Raw genomic sequence first — 19205 nt, 5'->3', positions numbered from 1 at the left:
CACAGGTCCGCCTTGGGGGTGGTGGTCCACCGATGGTTAAATTCTTCGGCGGTGCTCCATCATCAGCGACGACGTGCCCGTGCGGGGACGCGCGGCGGTGAACACAGGCCAAGGACCACCGACGCCGACGAAGGGGATAGAAGCAGTCGTGCTCCCGTCCAACAAGCGCACCAAGACCGGCGCCCCGCGCCACCGCGGCGCCTACCGGGGCGCGGCGTCGGCCGCGCTGGCCGGCCTGCTGATGGCCGTCACCGCCTGCGGCAGCGACCAGGCCGTCCCGGACAGCGCCGCGCCCGCGGTTCCCGAGGACCTGGAGTGCTTCTCCGGCAGTCTGTCGGGGGCCGGTTCCAGCGCCCAGGAGAACGCGATGACGACCTGGATCGCCGGTTACCAGTCGGCGTGCGAGGACTCGCGCGTCTACTACAACTCGATCGGTTCGGGGGGCGGGCGCAGCCAGTTCATCGACGGGGCGGTGGCCTTCGCGGGGACCGACGCCGCACTGGACCCTGCGGAGAACGCCGACGCCCGGGAGCGGTGCGGCGGTTCGGACACCCTCAACCTGCCCTCGTACGTGGTGCCGATCGCGCTGGTGTTCAACCTGGAGAGCGTGGACTCGCTGAACCTGCGCCCGGAGACGTTGGCGAAGATCTTCCACCAGGAGATCACCCGCTGGAACGCCCCGGAGATCGCCGAGGACAACCCGGACGCGGATCTGCCGGACATGGCGATCACCCCGGTCAACCGCTCCGACGACTCGGGCACCACCGAGAACTTCACCAACTACCTGAATCAGGCCGCGCCGGAGGCATGGCCGCACGAGGCGGGCGGCCAGTGGCCGATCACCGCGTACGAGTCGGCGCAGGGCAACAGCGGTATCGCCGACACCGTCAAGCGGGCCGAGGGCGCGATCGGCTATGTGGAGATGTCGCACACGCACGGCATGTCCACGGTGGGCCTCGGTGTCGGCGGCGAGTTCGTGGAGGTCTCTCCGGAGGCCGCCGCGAATGTGGTGGCCAAGTCTCCCCAGCGCGAGGAGAACCCCAGCGAGTACGACCTGGCGCTGGACCTGGACTACGGCACGACCGAGTCGGGCACCTACCCGCTGGTCCTGGTCAGCTACGAGGTCGTGTGCCTGGACTACCCCGACGACAGGACGGCGCAGAGGGTCAAGGCGTTCCTGAAGTACGTGGTGAGCCCCGAGGGCCAGCAGGCCGCCTCCGAGGAGACGGGCTCCGCGCCGGTCAGCGACGACCTGCGCGGGAAGCTGCTGGAGTCGATCGACACCATCAGCTGATCCGGGGGCGCACGGTCACTTCGCTGGAGTACAGGCTCGCCGTCGGGCGGGCTGGGAGACGTCGACCACCGGCGGCGCACGGCTTCCGCCGGCTGGGCTCTCCCGCCCTCAGGCAGGGGAGGATGTCAGTCCCGCCCCTTCCTGAGCCGCTGGCGGGCCCTCTCCCATCCCGAGCGCAGCCAGCCGCCGGAACGTGCGCTTCCCCGGCGGTCCGTGTCCTCCCGGGCATCGCGCCTCCCCGGTGGCGGGCACGGCGCGGCGATCTCCACCGGATCCGGCTCGGTACGCGGAGGCGGCGGCACCGACCTGTACAGCGACAGGTCGACCAGCGTCTCCTCCCCCGCGTGGATGCGGTAGCGGCCGTGCAGTTCGGCGACGACGTCTCCCAGGTCCTCGCCTTCGTCGCACACCCGCATGGCCCGGGTCAGCGCGCGGGTGCGCCACAGCCGCACCCCGGCGTCGCGTGTGGGCGAGATGGCGGAGAAGAGTTCGGTGAGCCCGGCGCGGGCGCGCTCGGCGCTGGCCAGCAGCCGGGACACTGCGACCTGGCCCAGCCCCCAGGAGACCGGGACCTGGAGTAGGAACGGCGAGGGAAAGCCGGTGCGGGGCGCGGAGCCGGCGAAGGAGACGCGGGGTTCGCTCAGATAGGTGGCCTGCACCAGGCGCAGGTCCAGACGGGGTCCTCCGACGGCCTGCCGGTCCTGCCCGACACCCTCCCAGTCAGCGACCAGGGTGACGGTCAGGTCGGTCTCGGCGCTGGTCAGCAGCCGGTCCACGCAGGCACGGACCAGGTCGTAGGGAGCACCGGAGACGTCGACGACGGTGTGCACGAGCGGGGTGCGGCGCCGGTGGGCGGGCACACGCTCACGGTAGGCGTGCGGGTGCGGCATGGACTCGGCGAGCACCTTGGTGCGGAAGCGCTCGGAGGGCAGTCGGGTGCGGGCGGGGCCCGCACGGCCCACGTGCCAGCCGGTGGCGGCGGGTTCGGGCAGCATGACGGCGCCCGCCTGCCAGAGCCGGTAGCCGAACTCGGTGTCCTGGCCCAGGTCGAGACTCGGGTCGACTCCCCCGGTGGCCTCGTAGAGGCTTCGCCGCACGGCCGCCGCCGCGCCGAGGTAGGCGTGAAAGCCCAGGTGGTCGGCATCGCGCAGGCCGTCACTCTCCGTGAGGATCCGGTGGATCCACTCGTGGTGCCTGCCGGCGTCCAGGGCACGGTGGAGCGCGCCGGTGCGGGCCAGGGCCGGGACCTCGGCGGGGTCGTCGGGGCCGGTGTCGGCGAAGCGGATCCGGCCGAGGGTGACCGCTTCGGCGTGCACGTGCTGCCAGCGGGCCTGGGCCTCGACGAACTCGGGGCACACGACCATGTCGGCGTCCATCCACAGCAGGATGTCACCGGTGCTGGAGTGGGCGCCGTAGGCGCGGGCGTATCCGGCGCCCCAGCCGCCGTCGGGCGCGGTCAGGAGGCGGCAGTGCGCCGGGCGTAGTGCGGGCAGCCGCAGGGGCGGGGAGGAGCGGTCGGCCACGACCACGACCTCCAGCAGGTCCCCGGGGTAGGTCTGCGCGGCCAGGGAGGCCAGGGCGAGGTCGAGGCGCCGCTGTCCGCCGTGCGCCGGGACGATGACGCTGACGCACAGATCAGGGGTCCAGCGGCCGATTCCGGGCGGTGTCAGCACACTCCAGTCGTTGCGGAAGACGCGGGTGGAGACCCGTTCCACCCGGCCACGGTGAGATACCCCGTCAACATGGGACCCTACGTGCTTGTTCAGTGACACAAAGTCACCATACCCTCGTTTGACTGCACCGTGGAGACCTTCGCACATGTGTCACGAAACGGTCGTGGCGACCCCCGCGCCGGACAAGGAACCCCTGCCGACAGCACCTCCTCCACGGCCTCCGCGCCCCTGATACGACAACCTGGCGGGCCTGGACCTTTCGCGGCAGGCGGTCGACACCCCGGAGTCGAGCGGGCCGCCCTCCCCGCCTCCGGCGCGGGCTCCCATCCGCTGGAAGCGGCCCGACACCGGCCCGCGGTCTCCGATGCCCTGGTCCCCTTGCTCCTCCCGCTCTTCTTCACCGCGCTGTCGGGCGTGGAACTCCCCGCTCCACCTGAGCCGAACACCACGGTCGTGGACTTCACGCCCCTGGTGTCCCCGGCCGCGGGGACGGCCCCGCTGATCCCCGTCCCCGGGAAAGCGCCGGATGCACGCCTGGTCCCGCGCCGGCACACCGCCGAGGCCGGGAACCGTTACCGGCGCCTGGAGGGAGGCCGGAAACGTGGGCGTCGACGACCGCGGCATGTCCGTGTGTCCGTTCACGGTGCTTCCGGCTCCCGGACGGACGCGAGGTGCACGGGCAGCGCCGTCACCCTCCCGTTCGCGACCGTGGGCGGTTCCTAGCCGACGCGGACCGCCACGGTGAAGACGCCGTCCCAGTACGCGGCCAGGGAGATCTCCTCCAGCGGCTTGGACGGGTTGGAGCCGTGGATCATGTTGCCGTTACCGGAGTAGATCCCCACGTGGCTGGGAGAGGACTCGCTGTAGAAGAACAGCAGGTCACCGGGCTGCACCTGGTCGCGGGAGATCCGCGTACCGGCGTTGACCTGGTCGTAGGTGGTACGGGGCAGGTTGACCCCGGCCTGGGCCCATGCGGCCTGGACCAGCCCCGAGCAGTCGTAGCCGTTGGGTCCGGTACCGCCCCAGACGTAGGGCTTGCCGACCTGGGCACGGGCGAAGTCCAGGACGGCCTGGGTGTCGCCGGACACCGCGGCCGTGCCGCCGCCGCCCGAGGATGCCTCGGAGGTGGTCGGATCCTGCCCGCCCATGCTCTCCAGGACCTCGGCCTGCTCCTCCAGCGCGGCCTCGCCCTCCTCCTGTGCCTTCTCGGCCGTGGCCAGCGCCTCGGCCGCGTCCTCCTCGGCCGTGGCGGCCTGGTCGCGCAGCTCCTCGGCGCGTTCCACCTCCACGACGTAGTCGGCCAGGACGTCGTCCTGGCCCTCGGAGAGGAAGTTCAGGTCGGCGACGTTCTGCAGGGACGCGTCCGGGTCGCCCTCGAACAGGATCGTGAAGAAGCTGTGGGTGGACCCGGTGTAGGCGGTCTGGGCGATCCCGGAGACCTTGTCCGACTTGGCGTCCAGTCTCTCCTGGGCCGTACCGAGGCGCTCCTCGATGTCCTCCAACTCCGTCTCGGAGGCCTCGTGGTCCTCCTCAGCCTGGTTGTAGGCCTCGTTGAGCTCCGAGAGCTCCTCCTGGAGCTGCCCGTGGCGTTCCCGGGCCTCCTCCTGGGTGGGTTCGGCGAGGGCGACGCCCGAGGACAGGACGACTGCGCCCAGGGTGGCGCAACCGGCCGTCGCGATACGGCGCATGCCGGGTTCGTGGTTGCGGGTCAAGGGATCGACTGCCTTCCTCCCCATCACCCGTCTACCGACGCAGGACATCCCCGAGGCACGCCTGGGACAGGCGTGTGGGGATGCTGGTGGGAGGGGGATCCCGGCTGGCGGCGTGCGAGAGGGGCCGCGGAGGTGCGCCGGTGTTTCTGCGGCGGCCTCTGCTCCTGGGAAAGGACCGTTGACGAGCAGAGTGCGACGGAAACCGGACGCCGTCACCCTTGTGGTGACTAACGGGGCGTTCCGACCTGAGGGAACACTAATCCACCACCGGGGTCTGACGCGACCCTTTCGTTACCTTTTCTTGGGCAACCCTCTGAGCTGTGGTTCCATGACAAGAGACCCGAAACGCCGACCACTGCGCCAGAACGGGCACTCATCCTCCCCGATCGACCCACCCCAAAACAGGGTCAAATCCTCAGAAAAAGTGGTATGCATCACACGAGATGGGGGAAGGGGGTGGGACGCCCCCGCCCCCCGGCACGTCTCACAGGTGGCGCTGCCACCAGTCCAGGATCGCCTCGAACCGTGCGACCCGGTGGCTGGGCAGCCCGGAGCGCGACAACTCGTGCCCCTCACCGGGGAAGAGCACCATCTCCGTCTCGTGGCCGCGCAGTTTCAGCGCCACGAACAGGCGCTGCGCCTGCTCCAGGGGGCACCGCCAGTCCTCCTCGGAGTGGATGATCAGGAACGGGAGGTCGATCTGGTCGGCGTAGGAGAGCGGGCTCTCCTTGGCCCACGTCTCCGGCGGGCCGTACAGCGGCTCGGGGAAGAAGGAGCCGATGTCGGAGGAGCCCTGGAAGCTCCCGATCGCGTTGACCGCGCGCTCGCTGATCGCCGCCCGGAAGCGGTCGCCGTGGTGGGCGGCGATCCAGGTGGTCATGAACCCGCCGTGCGAGCCGCCCATGGCACCCACCCGGGAGGAGTCGAGCCGTTCGTCCCTGAGCGCCTCGTCCAGGAAGGCCAGGACGTCGGTGGCGGTGGTCCGCCCCACCGATCCGATGACGGCCCGGCCGTGTTCGTGCCCGTAGCCGGAGGATCCGCGCGGGTTGCACAGGACCACCGCGTACCCGGCTGCCGCGTGGACCTGGGTCTCGTCGAAGAACTGGTGGCCGTACTGGGCGAACGGACCGCCGTGGATCATCAGCACCACCGGGTGCGGACCCTCGCCCTCGGGGACCGCGACCCATCCGTGCACGGGATAGCCGTCGGCCGTGTGCGCCGTCAGCTCCGTCGTCGGTAGCGGGTCCAGGGCACCGGCGAACTCCGTGAGCGCCCGAGTGCCGGTGTCGGTGACCAGGACCAGTTCACCGCTGCCGCGCTCGTCGGCGACCACCGCGACGGTGACCCCGCCCACGCTGTCGAAGGACTGGACCTGCACCTTGCCGCCGATGACGGTCTCGGGCCCGCCGCCCCCGAAGGGCACCAGGACCAGGTCCACCGCTCCCCTGTTCTCCGCCAGGCCGAGCAGCCCCCGGGCGGTGGCCTTCGGCCCCCCGGACATCCTGGGGTCCTGGGCGGGGGTCAGCCGGGCGGGTGCGGCCGAGGCGTCGGTGGGAACCGACCACAGGGCGGTGGTCCGCCCCACGAAGTCGTCCAGGCCGGGGCCGAGGTCGTCGCCGCGGAAGTAGACGGTGGCGCCGTCCTCGGAGAAGTCGCTCTCCCCGGCGTCCAGGGTCCCGGCGGTGACCCGGCGCGGCTCGGCGCCCTCCTCCGGCGCGCACGCCCACAGGTCGGTGACCAGATCGGTGTCGCGGGTCGCGTGCCGCCTGGCGGAGAAGACCAGCTCGCCGCCGTCGGGGCGCCAGACCACGGCCTGGTGCTCGAAGTCGCCCCGGGTCACCTGGACCGGCTTCCCCACCTCACCGGAGGGGTCGACGGGCGCAGAGACGAACACGTGCGAGCGCCGGTCGTTGGTGAACCCGAGTCCGTCCGTCCGGTACTTGAGCCGGGTGACGCGCCGGGGCGGCTCCTTGCCCGGTTCGACGTCCACGTACCGGTCGGGTTCGGGGATCCGCGCGGTGTAGGCGATCCGGGCGGAGTCGGGACTCCAGCTCGGGGCGCCCGCGCCCAGCGGGTGGAAGGTGGTCTGCCAGGGCTCGCCGCCGTCGGCGGGCAGGACGTGGATCTGGGGGCGCTTGTCCTCGTCGGGGCGCAGGAAGGCGATCCACCGCCCGTCGGGGGAGAAGACCGGACCGCTGTCCCTGGTCCCCCGGGTGAGCCGGGAGGGCGGGGCCGATCCGTCGGTGGGGACCGACCACAGGGAGCCGAGGTAGGCGTCCTCCTCCAGGTCCGGCCGGCTCAGGGCGAAGACCGCACGGCCGCCGTCGGGCGACAGGGTCGGCGCGCCGAGGCTGTGCAGATGGACGATGTCAGCAGGTTTCATACACAGTGGCCGTCCCGGCGCAGGGAGCGCCGTGACCGCCCTCTCCTTTTCCCTCGGCGGTGGAACCGTCGTTCGGGGCCACCGCGTGCCAGGCACGGCGGGGCCAGGTCGGGTGCCGCCGTTCGAACGCGGGGCGCGTCCGGTCCGGAGTGCGCCCCAGACGGACCCTATCCAGGCCTCTTATCGGAAATCCAGGTACTTTTCCGGCGGATGAAAACGGCTCCGACGGAGGAACACGGGCCGGCCCGGTGTCGCCCGACGCCGGGCCGGCCCCGCTGGGTCACCGCGTCGGTTCGACCGGAAGGCCGCGGCGGCGACCGACACCGTCGGTCTCCAGGTGGGTGCACACCCAGCGCCCCTCCTCGCGCCGGGCCCGGAAGGCGAACACCCGCGAGCGCCGGTCGCAGCGGATCACGGCGCTGGCCTCCACCCCCTCGGCGTCGGGGCGCTGGTGGAACACCCGTGTCAGCCGGGGGGCGAGCTCGCAGGAGACCGTGCCGCGCACGCCGCGCAACTCCTCGCGGACCGCAACGGTCACGTGGTCGCGCAGCACCTCGATGGCGCGGCGGCCCACCAGGACCTCCGCCATGCGCTGGGCCAGCAGGTGCACGTCGCCGGGGGTCCGGTGACCCGCCAGCAGAGGAGGGCCGCACCGGCGCACGGGGGTGTGGTGCGGAGGCAGGGGAGTCCGCCCGGGGGTGCGGACCGGCCGGTGGCGCGCGGACGCGCCGCGGGCGCAGAGGGGGCGGGGGCAGGAGTGACGGGTCAGGGGATGCGACATGAACAGGTCCCTTCCGGGAGGATGACGGCCGCCTTCACCCTGCACAGAGGCCGCGATCCCTCTCCGTGCCACCTGGCATTCCAGGTTTTCCGGCATCCGTCCGCGCACATATCGACGGGCGCACCGCGTCCCATAACCGGCATACTGCAGACGTGACTGACGCCTACCTCTCCTCTCCCGTACCCGTGGCCCTCGCCCACCGAGGCGGGTGGCTCATCGACGACCAGGGCGAGCGCCGCACCGAACTGGAGAACACGGCCACCGCCTTCCAGTACGCCATCGACCTCGGCTACACGTACCTGGAGACGGACGCCCACGCCACCAGCGACGGCGTCCTCATGGCCTTCCACGACCACGACCTGGACCGCGCCACCGACATGGTCGGCGCCATCGGCGACCTGCCCCACCGGGAGGTCGCCCGCGCCCGCGTGGCCGGGCGCGAGCCGGTGCCGCTGCTGGAGGACCTGCTCGGTTCCTGGCCCCACGCGCGCTTCAACATCGACGTGAAGGCCGACGCGGCCGTCCAGCCGCTGGTGGAGGTACTGCGCCGCACCAACGCCTGGAACCGTGTGTGCGTGGGCTCCTTCGACCAGTCCCGCCTGGACCGGGCACGGCGGCTCTTCGACCGCCCCGTCGCCACCTCCTGCGGCCCCCTGGACGTGCTCCGGCTGCGTGCGGCCTCCCTGTCGCCGCTACTGCGCGCCCTGGCCAGCGAGGTCCCGGTGTGCGCCCAGATCCCGCTGTGGCACGGCTCCTTCCCCGTACTCAGCCGGGACCTGATCCACACCGCGCACCGGCTGGGCCTGCAGGTGCACGTGTGGACCATCAACGAGCTCCCGGTGATGGAGCGCCTGCTCGACGCGGGCGTGGACGGCATCGTCACCGACAACACCGTCGCGCTCAAGCGGCTCCTGGTACGACGCGGCCGCTGGACGGGCCGCACCTCACCCGCCCGGGCCACCGGTCCCGGCGACGACCTCCTCCAGGACGGATGACTCCCCCATGACCGCTCCCACGGAGGCGGGTGCCCCCTCCACCGATCCCGACCAGCGCAGACGCGAACAGCGCGGGTGGTACGTCTACGACTGGGCCAACTCGGTGTTCATCACCTCGGTGGTGACCGTGCTCATCGGCCCGTACCTGAGCAACCTGGCGTGCGTGTCGGCCGGGGCCGAGAGCGCCGAGGCCTGCCTGGACCCGTCGCTGGCCCTCACTCCGCTCGGACTGGACTTCCTCGCCCTCCACCCCAACGCGCTCTACCCGGCGCTGACCACGGTGGCGATCCTGCTGCAGATCCTGCTCCTGCCCACCGTGGGGGCGATGGTCGACCACTCCCGGTACAAGAAGCGGTGGCTGTTCTGGCTGGCCCTCAGCGGGTCGCTGTGCACCGCCGGGCTGTACTTCACCACCGACGGCTACCTGGTGGCGTCGCTGCTGTTCGTGCTGGCCAACCTGCTGTACGGACTGTCGATCGTGGTCTACAACGCGTTCCTGCCCGAGATCGCCACCGCCGACGAACGCGACCGGGTCTCGGTCACCGGCTGGGGTATCGGCTACCTGGGCGGCGCCCTGCTGCTGGCCGTCCACCTGGGCCTGGTGGTCAACGCGGACGCGCTGGGCGTCGGCACGGACGGGGCCGCGCGGATCGCGTTCGCCTCCGTCGGCATCTGGTGGGCCGGTTTCACCGTCATGGCGATCAGGCCGCTGCGCAACCGCTACGGCGCCCTGGCCGCGCGCGTGCGGGGCCGTCCGAGGGTGGGAGAGTCGCTGCGCCAGTTCGGGCACACGCTCAAGGACATGCGCCGGTACCCCAATACCGTCCTCTTCCTCCTGGCGTTCATCTTCTTCAACGACGGCGTGCAGGCGGCCATCCGCTACGCGGCGCCCTTCGCCACCCAGGACCTGGGTCTAGAAGAGGAAGCGCTGATCATCACCATCCTCATCATCCAGTTCGTGGCCTTCGGCGGCGCCTTCCTGGCGGGCCGGGTGGCCCGTCGCCTGGGCTCGAAGAACACCGTGATGGCCACGCTCGTGGTGTGGGGGGCGCTGGTGGCGGCGGCCTACTTCCTCCCGGCCGGGAACGTGCCGCTGTTCATCACCATGGGCGTGGGCATCGGCCTGGTGCTGGGCGGCACCCAGTCCCTGGCCCGGTCGCTGTACTCCCAGCTCATCCCCAAAGGCCGGGAGGCGGAGTACTTCAGCCTGTTCCAGATCTCGGACAAGGGGTCGACCTTCCTGGGGTCGCTGACCGTGACCGTCGCGGTCTCCCTGACCGGCGGCTACCGGGTGGCGATCCTGTCGCTGCTCGCGTTCTTCGTCGTCGGCGGGCTGCTGCTGTGGCGCACGCGCATGCGCGAGGGCATCGTCGCCGTGGGCAACGAGGTGCCGCGCAACCTCTAGCGCGCTGGACGTGGGGGTTCAGCGCGGTGTGCCCGCCCGTGACGGGCTGTCGTCGGTTCCGGCCATACTGGGGCCGATGATCAGCGAGGACACGGGGGGTGCGGTGCGGGTTCTGCACGGTGTGTGGACCGGGGACGCGCTGGCGGTGTGGGCCGAGGCGCCCCCCTCCCCCGCTCCCCAGGCGAAGGACGCGGACGGCCGGGTGCGCCCGCACCCGTTCGCACTGGACGCCCGCGGTCTGCGCGCCCTCCTACGGGCCTCGGACGCCGGACGGGTCGCGGCGCCCCGGGCCGGGCACGTGGACCTGACCCTGCCCGGCGAGGTCCACGCACCGTTCGCCTCCACCGGGGCCCCCGGGTCCTCCCCCGCGGCCCTGCATCCCTGGAGCGTGTCCGCGCTGCGGCTGGACGCCGCCTCCGCGGAGGCCCTCCTGGCCTCCGCCCCTCCCCCGGGGGTCCGGCTCGGCCCCTCCCTGGCCCATCTGCGGGCGGTCCGCGACTTCGCCGAGCGGCTGGCCGCCTCCGGGTGCGTGCTGCCCGACCTGGTGGGCGATCCGCCCCGGGCGCGTTGGCGGCCCGCGCCCCTGGACTGGGCCGAGGAGCACCTGTCCGCGCTCACCGCCGCCCTACCGCCCTCCGCGCGCGCCCACCTGCCCGGGGAGTCCCCGGACGCGGTCGCCCGCGCCTGCGTGCTCGCGCCCCTGGAGCTGCTCACCGACGTGGTGGCCCGCCGCCTGGCCCGCGACCCCCGTCGCGACGCGGCCCCGGACCCCGACAGAACCGAGGAGGCCGCCCCCGGACAGCGGCTGGCCGCCGCGCTCACCGGCGACCGTTCCCGGGTCGACGCCGACACCGCCGCCCGGCTGCGCGGTCCGCTGCGCGAGTGGCGCTCGCGGGTGCGCGGCGCGGGACGGGCGGCGCTGCTGTTCCTGCTGCGCGAACCCGGCCGCGACGGGCCCTGGACGGTCGAGTTCTGGGTGCGCTCGGTCACCGACCCCGGGCTGCGCCTGCCCCTGGAACAGGTGTGGCAGGGCGAGGGCACCGCCTGGCTGCCCGCCGACGTGGGCACCACCGCCCTGGCCGACCTGCGCCGGGCCGCCCGCCACCACCCGCCGCTGCACCGGGCGCTGCGCGACCTGGCCCCGACCCGGATGCTGCTCAGTACCGAGGACGCCCAGGAGTTCGTGGCCGAGGCGGCGCCCCGGCTGAGCGGGGCGGGTTTCGCGGTGGTCCTGCCCGAGTGGCGGTCCCGACCGGCCCTGGGCCTGCGCGTGACGGTCGAGGAGGCGCCCCGCAGGCGCGGAAGCGGCGGCGTGGGCCCCTCGGACCTGGTCAACGTGTCCTTCGAGGCACTCCTCCAGGGCGGGGAGGGCGGGTCCGCGGAGCCGCTCACCGAGGACGAACTGGCCGAGCTCGCCGAACTGGCCCGCCTCAAGCGCTCCCTGGTGCGGGTGCGCGGCCGGTGGATGGAGGTGGATCCCGGCCGGGTCGGCGCCACCCTGGACCTGCTCAAACGGCGCGGCGGCCACTGGATGCGCACCGACGAGGCGCTGCGCACGGCCATCGGCGCGCAGGACACCGCTCCCCTGCCCGTCACCGACGTGGTCGCCTCCGGTCCGCTGGGCGCGCTGCTGGACGGGGGCGCCAAGGCCGAGCCGCGCCCCTTGGGGAGCCCGCCGGGCTTCCGGGGCGCGCTGCGCCCCTACCAGGACCGGGGCGCGGCGTGGCTGCGCTTCCTTGGCGAACTGGGTCTGGGCGCGGTGCTGGCCGACGACATGGGGCTGGGCAAGACCGTGCAGCTGCTGGCCCTGCTCACCGGGGAGCGCTCCGGGGACGCCCCGCCGGGGCCGACCCTGCTGGTGTGCCCGGTCTCGCTGGTGGGCAACTGGCGGCGCGAGGCCGAGAGGTTCGCGCCCTCGTTGAGGGTGCACGTCCAGCACGGCCCGGGCCGGCCCTCCGGCAACGCGCTGGCCCGCCTGGTGGGGGCGTGCGACCTGGTGGTCACCACCTACGGGGTGGTCGCCCGCGACGCCGAGGAGCTGTCGGGCATGCCCTGGCACCGGGTGGTGTGCGACGAGGCGCAGGCGCTCAAGAACCACGGCACGCGCCAGGCGCGGGCGGTGCGGTCCCTGCCCGCGGCCACCCGGATCGCGCTCACCGGCACACCGGTGGAGAACAACCTGGGCGAGCTGTGGTCGATCATGGAGTTCGCCAACCCGGGGCTTCTGGGGACGGCTGCGGCCTTCGAGCAGGCGGTCAGCGGCGAGGAGGGGCCCGACACCGACCTCGTACGCCGCATGACCGGGCCGTTCGTGCTGCGCCGCCTCAAGACCGACCGGTCGATCATCGCCGACCTGCCCGAGAAGCTGGAGATGCGCACCTGGTGCACGCTCACCCCCGAGCAGGCCTCGCTGTACAAGGCGGTGGTGGACGACATGGGCGAACGCATGGCCGAGGCCACCGAGAAGGAGCGCAAGGGGCTGGTGCTGGCGACGATGACGCGGCTCAAGCAGATCTGCAACCACCCGGCCCAGTTCCTGGGGGACGGCTCGGCGCTGTCGGGGCGCTCGGGCAAGCTGGAACGGCTGGAGGCGATCCTGGGCGAGGCCGTCGCCGAGGGGGACAAGGCCCTGTGCTTCACCCAGTACGCGCGCTTCGGCGAGCGGCTGGCCCCCTACCTGCGCTCGCGGCTGGGGGTGCCGGTGCTGTGGCTGCACGGGGGCACCTCGCGGGCGGAGCGGGAGGAGATGACCCAGCGCTTCCAGGCCCTGGACGGCCCCGCGGTGTTCCTGCTCTCGCTCAAGGCCGCCGGGACGGGGCTGAACCTGACCGCGGCCAACCACGTGGTGCACGTGGACCGCTGGTGGAACCCGGCGGTGGAGAACCAGGCCACCGACCGGGCCTTCCGGATCGGCCAGCGGCGGGATGTGCAGGTGCGCAAGATGGTGTGCGTGGGCACGGTCGAGGAACGGGTGGACGAGATGATCGAACGCAAGAGCGCGCTGGCCGACAGCGCCGTGGCCACCGGCGAGACGTGGCTGACCGGGTTGTCGGTGGAGGACCTGCGCGAGGTCGTGCGGCTGTCCCCGGAGGCGGTGGCCGGATGAGTACGTGGTCCTCCCTGATCGCCGGGGCCCTGGGGGAGCCCGGACGGCCCCCGGGGGCCGTCCGGGTCGAACGGCTGACCGTGCGCCCGGGCGAGGTCGCGGGGCGGGTGCGCGGCCCGGGCGTGCACGAGGTGAGCCTGATCCGCGCGGTCGTCCCCGAAGCCGAGTGGGAGCGCCTGTGCGCGGCGCTGGCCTCGCAACCGGTGTTCCGCGCCCGGGTGCTGGCCGGTGAGCTGCCGGTGGCGGCCGCCCGTGTGTTCTCGCTGCTGGGGTGGGGACTGGTGCCGCGCGGGTGGGACGACCTGGTGGCGACGTGCTCCTGCGACCGGTGGGACGCCAAGTGCGCGCACCTGGCGGCGGCGGTGGCGGAGTTGGGCGCCGAGGCGGACCGCGACCCGTTCACGCTGACCCGTTGGCTGGGTCGGGAACGCCGTGCGCTCATGGCGCAGGTCAGAGCACTTTCCACGACCGTCGCAAAAGGACCTTCGGGTGAGGAGGCGACATTCGAGGAAAGCGGTGACGCCTCGGTATTCGGAACCGGCACCGCCTCCCCTTCTCCACCCGACACGGCGGTCCCGTCCTCGGCCGCCGCGTTCTGGTCGGCGCCGCCCCCTCCCGCGCCGCCGAGTCCGCCCGACGGAGCCGGGGAACGCGTCAGGGCCGCGGCCCCCGGGGCTGTGGCCGATGCCCTGCCCGGTTTCGGACACCCGTGACCAGGACTCTAATGTGAACATGCGGCAACCGAATACGCACTTTGGACTTTGTCACCGAAAACTCCGGTAAGAACACGTGAACACGGTTACCATTCGGCCAGAGAAAGCTCCTCGCTCCTTCTTTGGATGGGTACCCTCTATGACCGATCACTTTCCTCCCAACATCGACATGGAAACCCCCAGCATCGCACGCATGTACGACTTTCTGTTGGGGGGCAAGGACAACTTCGAGGTGGACCGCAAGGCCTGTGAGGCGCTCGCGGACGGCATACCCGAACTGGTCGCCTTCGCCAACGACAACCGCGCCTACCTCTCGCGCGCGGTCGAGCACGTCGCCGCCCAGGGGGTGGAGCAGTTCCTCGACCTGGGGGCCGGCCTGCCCACCGCCAACAACACCCACCACGCGGCCCAGCGGGCCAACCCCCGCGCCCGGGTCCTCTACGTCGACCACGACCCCATCGTGCTCGCGCACGGGCGTGCGCTGCTCAGCGACAGCGCCGGGACCGCCTTCCTGCTGGCCGACATCCGCGACACCGACCGCATCCTCGGGGCCCCCGAGACCACCAGGCTCATCGACACGGACCAGCCCGTGTGCGTGATGCTGGTGTCGCTCCTGCACTGCCTGCCCGACGAGAGCGACCCGTTCGGCATGGTGCGCTCGCTCATGGACCGCCTCGCACCGGGCTCGTGCGTCATCTTCTCCCACATCGTCTCCGACGAGCCGGCCTCCGCCGCCTGGATGACCGACAAGATCCTGTCCTTCGGTACCTCCTGGGGACGGGCGCGCAGCCCCGAGGAGGCATCGATGGTCTTCGAGGGCCTGGAGCTGGCCAGCCCTTGGCTCGACGGTCGCGACGAGGGTCCCTTCACGGTGGACTGCGCCACCTGGCGTATGCCCGGAACCGAGCCCCGGTTCCGCCCGGAGGACCCCAAGGTGAAGCTGTGGGAGCTGTCGGGCGTCGCGTTCAAGCGCTGACCCGACGGTTCCGGGGTGCCCGGCCCGAGAGACCGGCCGGGCACCGGGGTCCTCAACCCTGCTCGGCGAAGACCTCCTGGGCGATGCCGAACGCCCTGTTCGCCGCGGGCACCCCGCAGTAGATCGCGGCCTGCAGGAACACCTCGCCGATCTCGTCCCGGCTCAGCCCGTTGCGCAGCGCCGCGCGCACGTGCATGGCCAGCTCGGCCCAGTGGCCGTGCGCGACCAGCGCGGTGAGCACCATGCAGCTGCGGGTGCGCCGGTCCAGACCCGGGCGGGTCCAGATCTCACCCCAGGCGTAGCGGGTGATGAGGTCCTGGAACGGCTCGGTGAAGGCGCTCTTGCGCGCTTCCGCCCGGTCCACGTGCTCGTCGCCCAGCACGGCGCGGCGCACCCGCATCCCCGAGGCGTGGCGGTCGGCGGACGCGAAGTGCTGGGTGAGCAGCGTGTTCACCTTCGCGCTCCGCTGCCAGGACAGCAGGTGCGCGGCGTCCTCCAGTACCGCCAGGCGCGCTCCGGGAACGCGCTCGGCGATCAGCTCGGCGTTGCCGGCGGGCGGTGTGGCCGGGTCGTCGGCTCCGGCGATCACCAGCGTGGGCGCCGTGATCCGGTGCAGGTCCTCGCGCACGTCGTAGGTCTCGATGGCCCCGCAGCAGCCCGCGTACCCCTCCGACGCCGTGGAGGCGATCTGCTCGCGCAGCAGGGAGACATCGTGGGGGTGGTCCTCGGCGAAGCCCGGGGTGAACCAGCGCTCCACCACCGAGTCCGCCACGGCACCGGTGCCCTCGGCGCGCACCAGGGCGGCGCGGTCCCGCCAGTTCCGGGCCGGGCCCATGTACGGACCGGTGGCGAGGAGGGCCAGGTGGTCGATGCGCTCGGGGTGGTGGACGGCGAGCCACTGGCCGACCATGCCGCCGATGGACAACCCCGCGTAGTGGGCGCGCTCGATGCCCAGCCGGTCCATCAGCGCGATGACGTCGCCGCCCAGGTCGGCCATGGTGTAGGGCCCGTCCGGGACGGGCGAATCCCCGTGTCCGCGGTGATCGAAGCGGATCACCCGGAAGACGGTCGAGAGCGCCTCGACCTGCGGTTCCCACATCCGCGTGGTGGTACCGAGGGAGCCTCCGAGCAGCAGGGGCGGCGCGTCGGCCGGTCCGCTCTCGGTGTGGTGGAGGTCAACGCTCATCGGGTGTCCGTACTCCTTCTTCGCTGTCGGTGTGTTCCGCGCGGCCGGTCCTACCCGTTTTCGCCCCGGTGACCCGGTCGGTGAAGGCCGGGGCCGAGCCCAGGTATCCCGCCGGGTCGAGCAGGTCACGGATCCGCTCACGGGTGCGGACGCCGTCGAGGCGTTCGGCGAGGACCTCGACCAGGTTCCGTCCGGAACCGACGGCCTCCCGGCAGGCGTCGGTGACCAGGCGGTGGGCGTCCATGCGGCCGAGCTCGGGGGCCAGGTCGGTGGTGACGCGCTCGGACAGGGCCAGGCCGCCGGTGGCGTCCAGGTTGGCCCGCATCCGCTCGGTGTCGACGTGCAGCCGGGCCGCGCTGGTGCGCAGCCAGGCCACGGCGGCGCCGGTACGGCGCAGCAGGTCGGTCAGGGGCAGCCACTCGGCGTGCCAGCTCCCGGCGGCCCGCTGGTGCTCCTGGATCTGGGCGGCGAACAGGTTCGCGACGAGTCCGGGGGCCTGGCGTGCGCAGGCCAGGGCGCTGACGGCGGCGACGGGGTTGCGCTTGTGCGGCATGGTGGAGGAGCCGCCGACACCGGGTCCGCCCTCCTCGGCCAGTTCGCCGACCTCGGTCTGGGCCAGCAGCACGATGTCCTGGGCGGCGGTGCCGACGGCGCCGCAGATCCGTCCCAGGGCGGCGGCCAGTTCGGCGATCCGGCCGCGTTCGGTGTGCCAGGGCAGGACGGGCTCGGCCAGGCGCAGGCGCGCGGCCAGGGCCGCGGTGACGGCGGGGCCGTCCTGGCCGAGGGAGGCCAGGGTGCCGACGGCGCCGCCGAGCTGGACGGCCAGATGTCGGCTCAGCACGTGGTCGAGCTGGTCGGCGGCCTCCGACAGGCCGTTGGCCCACCCGGCGGCGACCGCGCCGAAGGTGGTGGGAAGCGCCTGCTGGAGCAGGGTGCGGCCGGGCATGGGGGTGGTGCGGTGCGTCCCGGCCAGGTCGCGCAGGTGGTCGGCGAGCACGCGCAGGTCCGACCGCAGGGCGCCGCCCGCGCGCTGGGCCAGCAGCATGGCGCCGGTGTCCATGACGTCCTGGCTGGTGGCGCCCCGGTGCACGTGGCGGGCCGCGTCGGGGTCGGTCTCGCGTACCCGCGCGGTGAGTTCCCCGACCAGGGGGATGACCGGGTTGCCGCCGCCCGCCGCGGCCCGGCCCAGGTCGGTCGGGTCGTAGAGGTCGGCGGCGCAGGCGGCGGCGATGGACTCGGCCCGCTCCGCTGACAGGGACCCCGTGTCGGCGAGGGCGCGGGCCAGTGCGGCCTCCACGTCGAGCAGGGCCTGGAGCCAGGCGGTGCCGTCGGTGAGTCCGGCTACGGGGCCGTGGTCGAAGACACCGTCGAACAGGCCGGTCATGGGTTCCCCTCCGGGTCGTGGACCGCCGGGCCGGTCCATTCCAGCGTGATCTTGTACTCACAGCGAGGTCGGACCTTCGAGACGCGTTGCGAGTACGAGATCCTTACGAAGGAAGCCTCCTGGTTCGCACCGGCGAAGCTTCCGGCCAGTCCACTAGATGTCGAAGAAGACGGTCTCCCCCTCGCCCTGGAGGCGGACGTCGAAACGGTATCCCTCCCCCTCGCGGCGGGCGACGAGGGTGGCGCGGGCCTGCGGGTCCTCGATGCCGGCCAGTACCGGGTCGGCGGCGTTGGCGGCCTCCTCCTCGGGGAAGTACAGGCGGGTGACGACCCGGTTCAGCATGCCGCGCGCGAACACCGAGACGTCGATGTGCGGAGCCTGGTCGCCGTGCGGGCCCGGAACGGCGCCGGGCTTGAGGGTGAGGATCCCGTAACCGCCGTCGGCGTCGGTGGGGCAGCGGCCGAAGGCGCGAAAGCCCGGGTAGCTCCTGGCTCCGCGCGGGTCGTCGGGGTGGTCGAAGCGGCCGTCGGGGTCGGCCTGCCAGGTCTCGATGACGGCGTCGGGGACGACCTCGCCCGCGCCGTCGTAGACGGTGCCGCGGATCCACACCGCGCCCGGCGTGCCCTCGGCCACGGCGTAGGGGCCGTCGGGCCAGGGCAGACCGATGTGCAGGTAGGGGCCGACCGTCTGGGCCGGGGTGGTGGGGTGCGTGCTCACTCGTCGTCCTCCAGGATCTCTTCCTCGGACTCGAACGGGGTCTGTTCGCGTCCGCGCAGCACGATGTCCCAGCGGTAGGCCAGCGCCCACGAGGGTTCGGTGGTGTCGTGGTCGTAGCTGGACAGCATGCGCTCGCGGGCCTTGGGGTCGGGCACCGAGTTCCACATGGGGTCCTGGAAGAACAGCGGATCGTCGGGGAAGTACATCTGGGTGACGAGCCGCTGGGTGAAGGCCCTCCCGAACAGGGAGAAGTGGATGTGCGCGGGCCGCCAGGCGTTCTGGTGGTTGCCCCAGGGGTAGGCGCCCGGGCGGATGGTGACGAACCGGTAGTGCCCCTCGGCGTCGGTCATGGTGCGGCCGACCCCGGTGAAGTGGGGGTCGAGCGGGGCGGGCCAGTTGTCGCTGGCGTGGCGGTAGCGCCCGCCCGCGTTGGCCTGCCAGATCTCCACCAGGGTGCGGGGGACGGGCTTGCCGTCGCTGTCGCGGACCTGGCCGTGCACGATGATGCGCTGTCCCTGGGGCTCCTCCGCGTGCTGGCGGGTGAGGTCGTGGTCGAGCTCGCCGACCCGGTCCTGGCCCAGGACCGGCGAGGTGACCTCGGTGAGCATGTGCGGGAGCAGGGTGAGCGGGCGCTTGGGGTGGCGCAGGGCCGTGCTCTTGTACCCGGGGAAGTCCAGCGGGGGATGGGTGTCGTGGTCACGGACGTAGCCGGGCACGTACAGACCGGGCTGCGTGTGCGCCGCGTCGGGTGGAGTGGACATGACGGTGTTCCTTCGCTCGTGCGGTACCGACTCCCGGTGGCCTACGAGGCGGTCCGGGCTCGTGCGGCCCCTGGGTCCGGCGACCCGTCGGATCCTGCCGGACGGGGAGGCGGGCGGTG

Annotated in this window: 14 protein-coding genes; 6 read left to right on the top strand and 8 right to left on the bottom strand. The window is 72.6% G+C overall.

All coding sequences use genetic code 11. From position 1 onward, the window contains the following. Positions 1-148: 148 nt before the first annotated feature. Entirely contained in the window at positions 149-1294 is a 1146-nt protein-coding gene (gene pstS / locus FYX01_RS09710; RefSeq protein WP_150239722.1) for a phosphate ABC transporter substrate-binding protein PstS, read from the top strand. A 125-nt stretch (positions 1295-1419) separates the two neighbouring features. On the opposite strand, the gene FYX01_RS09705 is transcribed toward pstS, so the two are convergent. From FYX01_RS09705 to FYX01_RS09690, 4 genes are all read right to left on the bottom strand, one after another. Further along, positions 1420-3009, bottom strand: a complete 1590-nt coding sequence (locus FYX01_RS09705) for a glycosyltransferase family 2 protein (protein ID WP_150239720.1) — start codon at positions 3007-3009, stop codon at positions 1420-1422. A gap of 677 nt (positions 3010-3686) precedes the next feature. After that, complete coding sequence (locus tag FYX01_RS09700) at positions 3687-4679, bottom strand: C40 family peptidase (protein ID WP_150239718.1); 993 nt, start codon at positions 4677-4679, stop codon at positions 3687-3689. A gap of 484 nt (positions 4680-5163) precedes the next feature. Continuing rightward, positions 5164-7062 (bottom strand): S9 family peptidase, encoded by a 1899-nt coding sequence (locus tag FYX01_RS09695; RefSeq protein WP_150239716.1) that lies wholly within the window; start codon positions 7060-7062, stop codon positions 5164-5166. Between the two features lie 280 nt (positions 7063-7342). After that, positions 7343-7843: an Rv3235 family protein gene (locus tag FYX01_RS09690; RefSeq protein ID WP_150239715.1), complete on the bottom strand. Its 501-nt coding sequence runs from the start codon at positions 7841-7843 to the stop codon at positions 7343-7345. Between the two features lie 152 nt (positions 7844-7995). Here FYX01_RS09690 and FYX01_RS09685 point away from each other — a divergent pair, with 152 nt between their 5' ends. The 5 genes from FYX01_RS09685 to FYX01_RS09665 all read left to right on the top strand — a co-directional run bounded on the left by FYX01_RS09685 (position 7996) and on the right by FYX01_RS09665 (position 15038). Next, positions 7996-8838, top strand: a complete 843-nt coding sequence (locus FYX01_RS09685; RefSeq protein ID WP_150239713.1) for a glycerophosphodiester phosphodiesterase family protein — start codon at positions 7996-7998, stop codon at positions 8836-8838. Positions 8839-8845: 7 nt separating this feature from the next. Next, the gene (locus FYX01_RS09680) at positions 8846-10243 is read left to right on the top strand and encodes an MFS transporter (RefSeq protein WP_150239711.1); all 1398 of its coding nucleotides are present in this window, start codon (positions 8846-8848) and stop codon (positions 10241-10243) included. 103 nt (positions 10244-10346) lie between these two features. After that, the gene (locus tag FYX01_RS09675) at positions 10347-13349 is read left to right on the top strand and encodes a DEAD/DEAH box helicase (RefSeq protein ID WP_150240086.1); all 3003 of its coding nucleotides are present in this window, start codon (positions 10347-10349) and stop codon (positions 13347-13349) included. Beyond that, on the top strand, positions 13346-14062 hold the full coding sequence (locus FYX01_RS09670; RefSeq protein ID WP_150239709.1) for an SWIM zinc finger family protein: 717 nt from the start codon (positions 13346-13348) through the stop codon (positions 14060-14062). Before FYX01_RS09675 ends, FYX01_RS09670 begins: the two co-directional genes overlap by 4 nt. A 139-nt stretch (positions 14063-14201) precedes the next feature. Beyond that, the gene (locus FYX01_RS09665; protein ID WP_150239707.1) at positions 14202-15038 is read left to right on the top strand and encodes an SAM-dependent methyltransferase; all 837 of its coding nucleotides are present in this window, start codon (positions 14202-14204) and stop codon (positions 15036-15038) included. 52 nt (positions 15039-15090) lie between these two features. On the opposite strand, the gene pcaDC is transcribed toward FYX01_RS09665, so the two are convergent. The 4 genes from pcaDC to pcaH all read right to left on the bottom strand — a co-directional run bounded on the left by pcaDC (position 15091) and on the right by pcaH (position 19086). Then, a complete protein-coding gene (gene pcaDC, locus FYX01_RS09660; protein WP_150239705.1) occupies positions 15091-16224 on the bottom strand; it encodes a bifunctional 3-oxoadipate enol-lactonase/4-carboxymuconolactone decarboxylase PcaDC in 1134 nt (377 codons plus the stop codon). Beyond that, a complete protein-coding gene (gene pcaB, locus FYX01_RS09655) occupies positions 16214-17608 on the bottom strand; it encodes a 3-carboxy-cis,cis-muconate cycloisomerase (RefSeq protein WP_150239703.1) in 1395 nt (464 codons plus the stop codon). Before pcaB ends, pcaDC begins: the two co-directional genes overlap by 11 nt. Before the next feature lie 153 nt (positions 17609-17761). Next, positions 17762-18325: a protocatechuate 3,4-dioxygenase subunit alpha gene (gene pcaG, locus FYX01_RS09650; protein ID WP_150239701.1), complete on the bottom strand. Its 564-nt coding sequence runs from the start codon at positions 18323-18325 to the stop codon at positions 17762-17764. Further along, the gene (pcaH, locus tag FYX01_RS09645; RefSeq protein WP_150239699.1) at positions 18322-19086 is read right to left on the bottom strand and encodes a protocatechuate 3,4-dioxygenase subunit beta; all 765 of its coding nucleotides are present in this window, start codon (positions 19084-19086) and stop codon (positions 18322-18324) included. Before pcaH ends, pcaG begins: the two co-directional genes overlap by 4 nt. Positions 19087-19205: the final 119 nt, after the last annotated feature.

Origin of the sequence: Nocardiopsis quinghaiensis (assembly GCF_008638365.1) — a bacterium.
Lineage (GTDB): Bacteria > Actinomycetota > Actinomycetes > Streptosporangiales > Streptosporangiaceae > Nocardiopsis > Nocardiopsis quinghaiensis.
This window is presented reverse-complemented; position numbering and strand designations above follow the sequence as displayed.

Coding starts and splice junctions, on each gene's coding strand:
- FYX01_RS09695 (WP_150239716.1), bottom strand. CDS start 7,062: ATGAAACCTGCTGACATCGTCCATCTGCACAGCCTCGGCGCGCCGACC.
- FYX01_RS09690 (WP_150239715.1), bottom strand. CDS start 7,843: ATGTCGCATCCCCTGACCCGTCACTCCTGCCCCCGCCCCCTCTGCGCC.
- FYX01_RS09680 (WP_150239711.1), top strand. CDS start 8,846: ATGACCGCTCCCACGGAGGCGGGTGCCCCCTCCACCGATCCCGACCAG.
- FYX01_RS09670 (WP_150239709.1), top strand. CDS start 13,346: ATGAGTACGTGGTCCTCCCTGATCGCCGGGGCCCTGGGGGAGCCCGGA.
- FYX01_RS09665 (WP_150239707.1), top strand. CDS start 14,202: ATGACCGATCACTTTCCTCCCAACATCGACATGGAAACCCCCAGCATC.
- pcaDC (WP_150239705.1), bottom strand. CDS start 16,224: ATGAGCGTTGACCTCCACCACACCGAGAGCGGACCGGCCGACGCGCCG.
- pcaB (WP_150239703.1), bottom strand. CDS start 17,608: ATGACCGGCCTGTTCGACGGTGTCTTCGACCACGGCCCCGTAGCCGGA.
- pcaH (WP_150239699.1), bottom strand. CDS start 19,086: ATGTCCACTCCACCCGACGCGGCGCACACGCAGCCCGGTCTGTACGTG.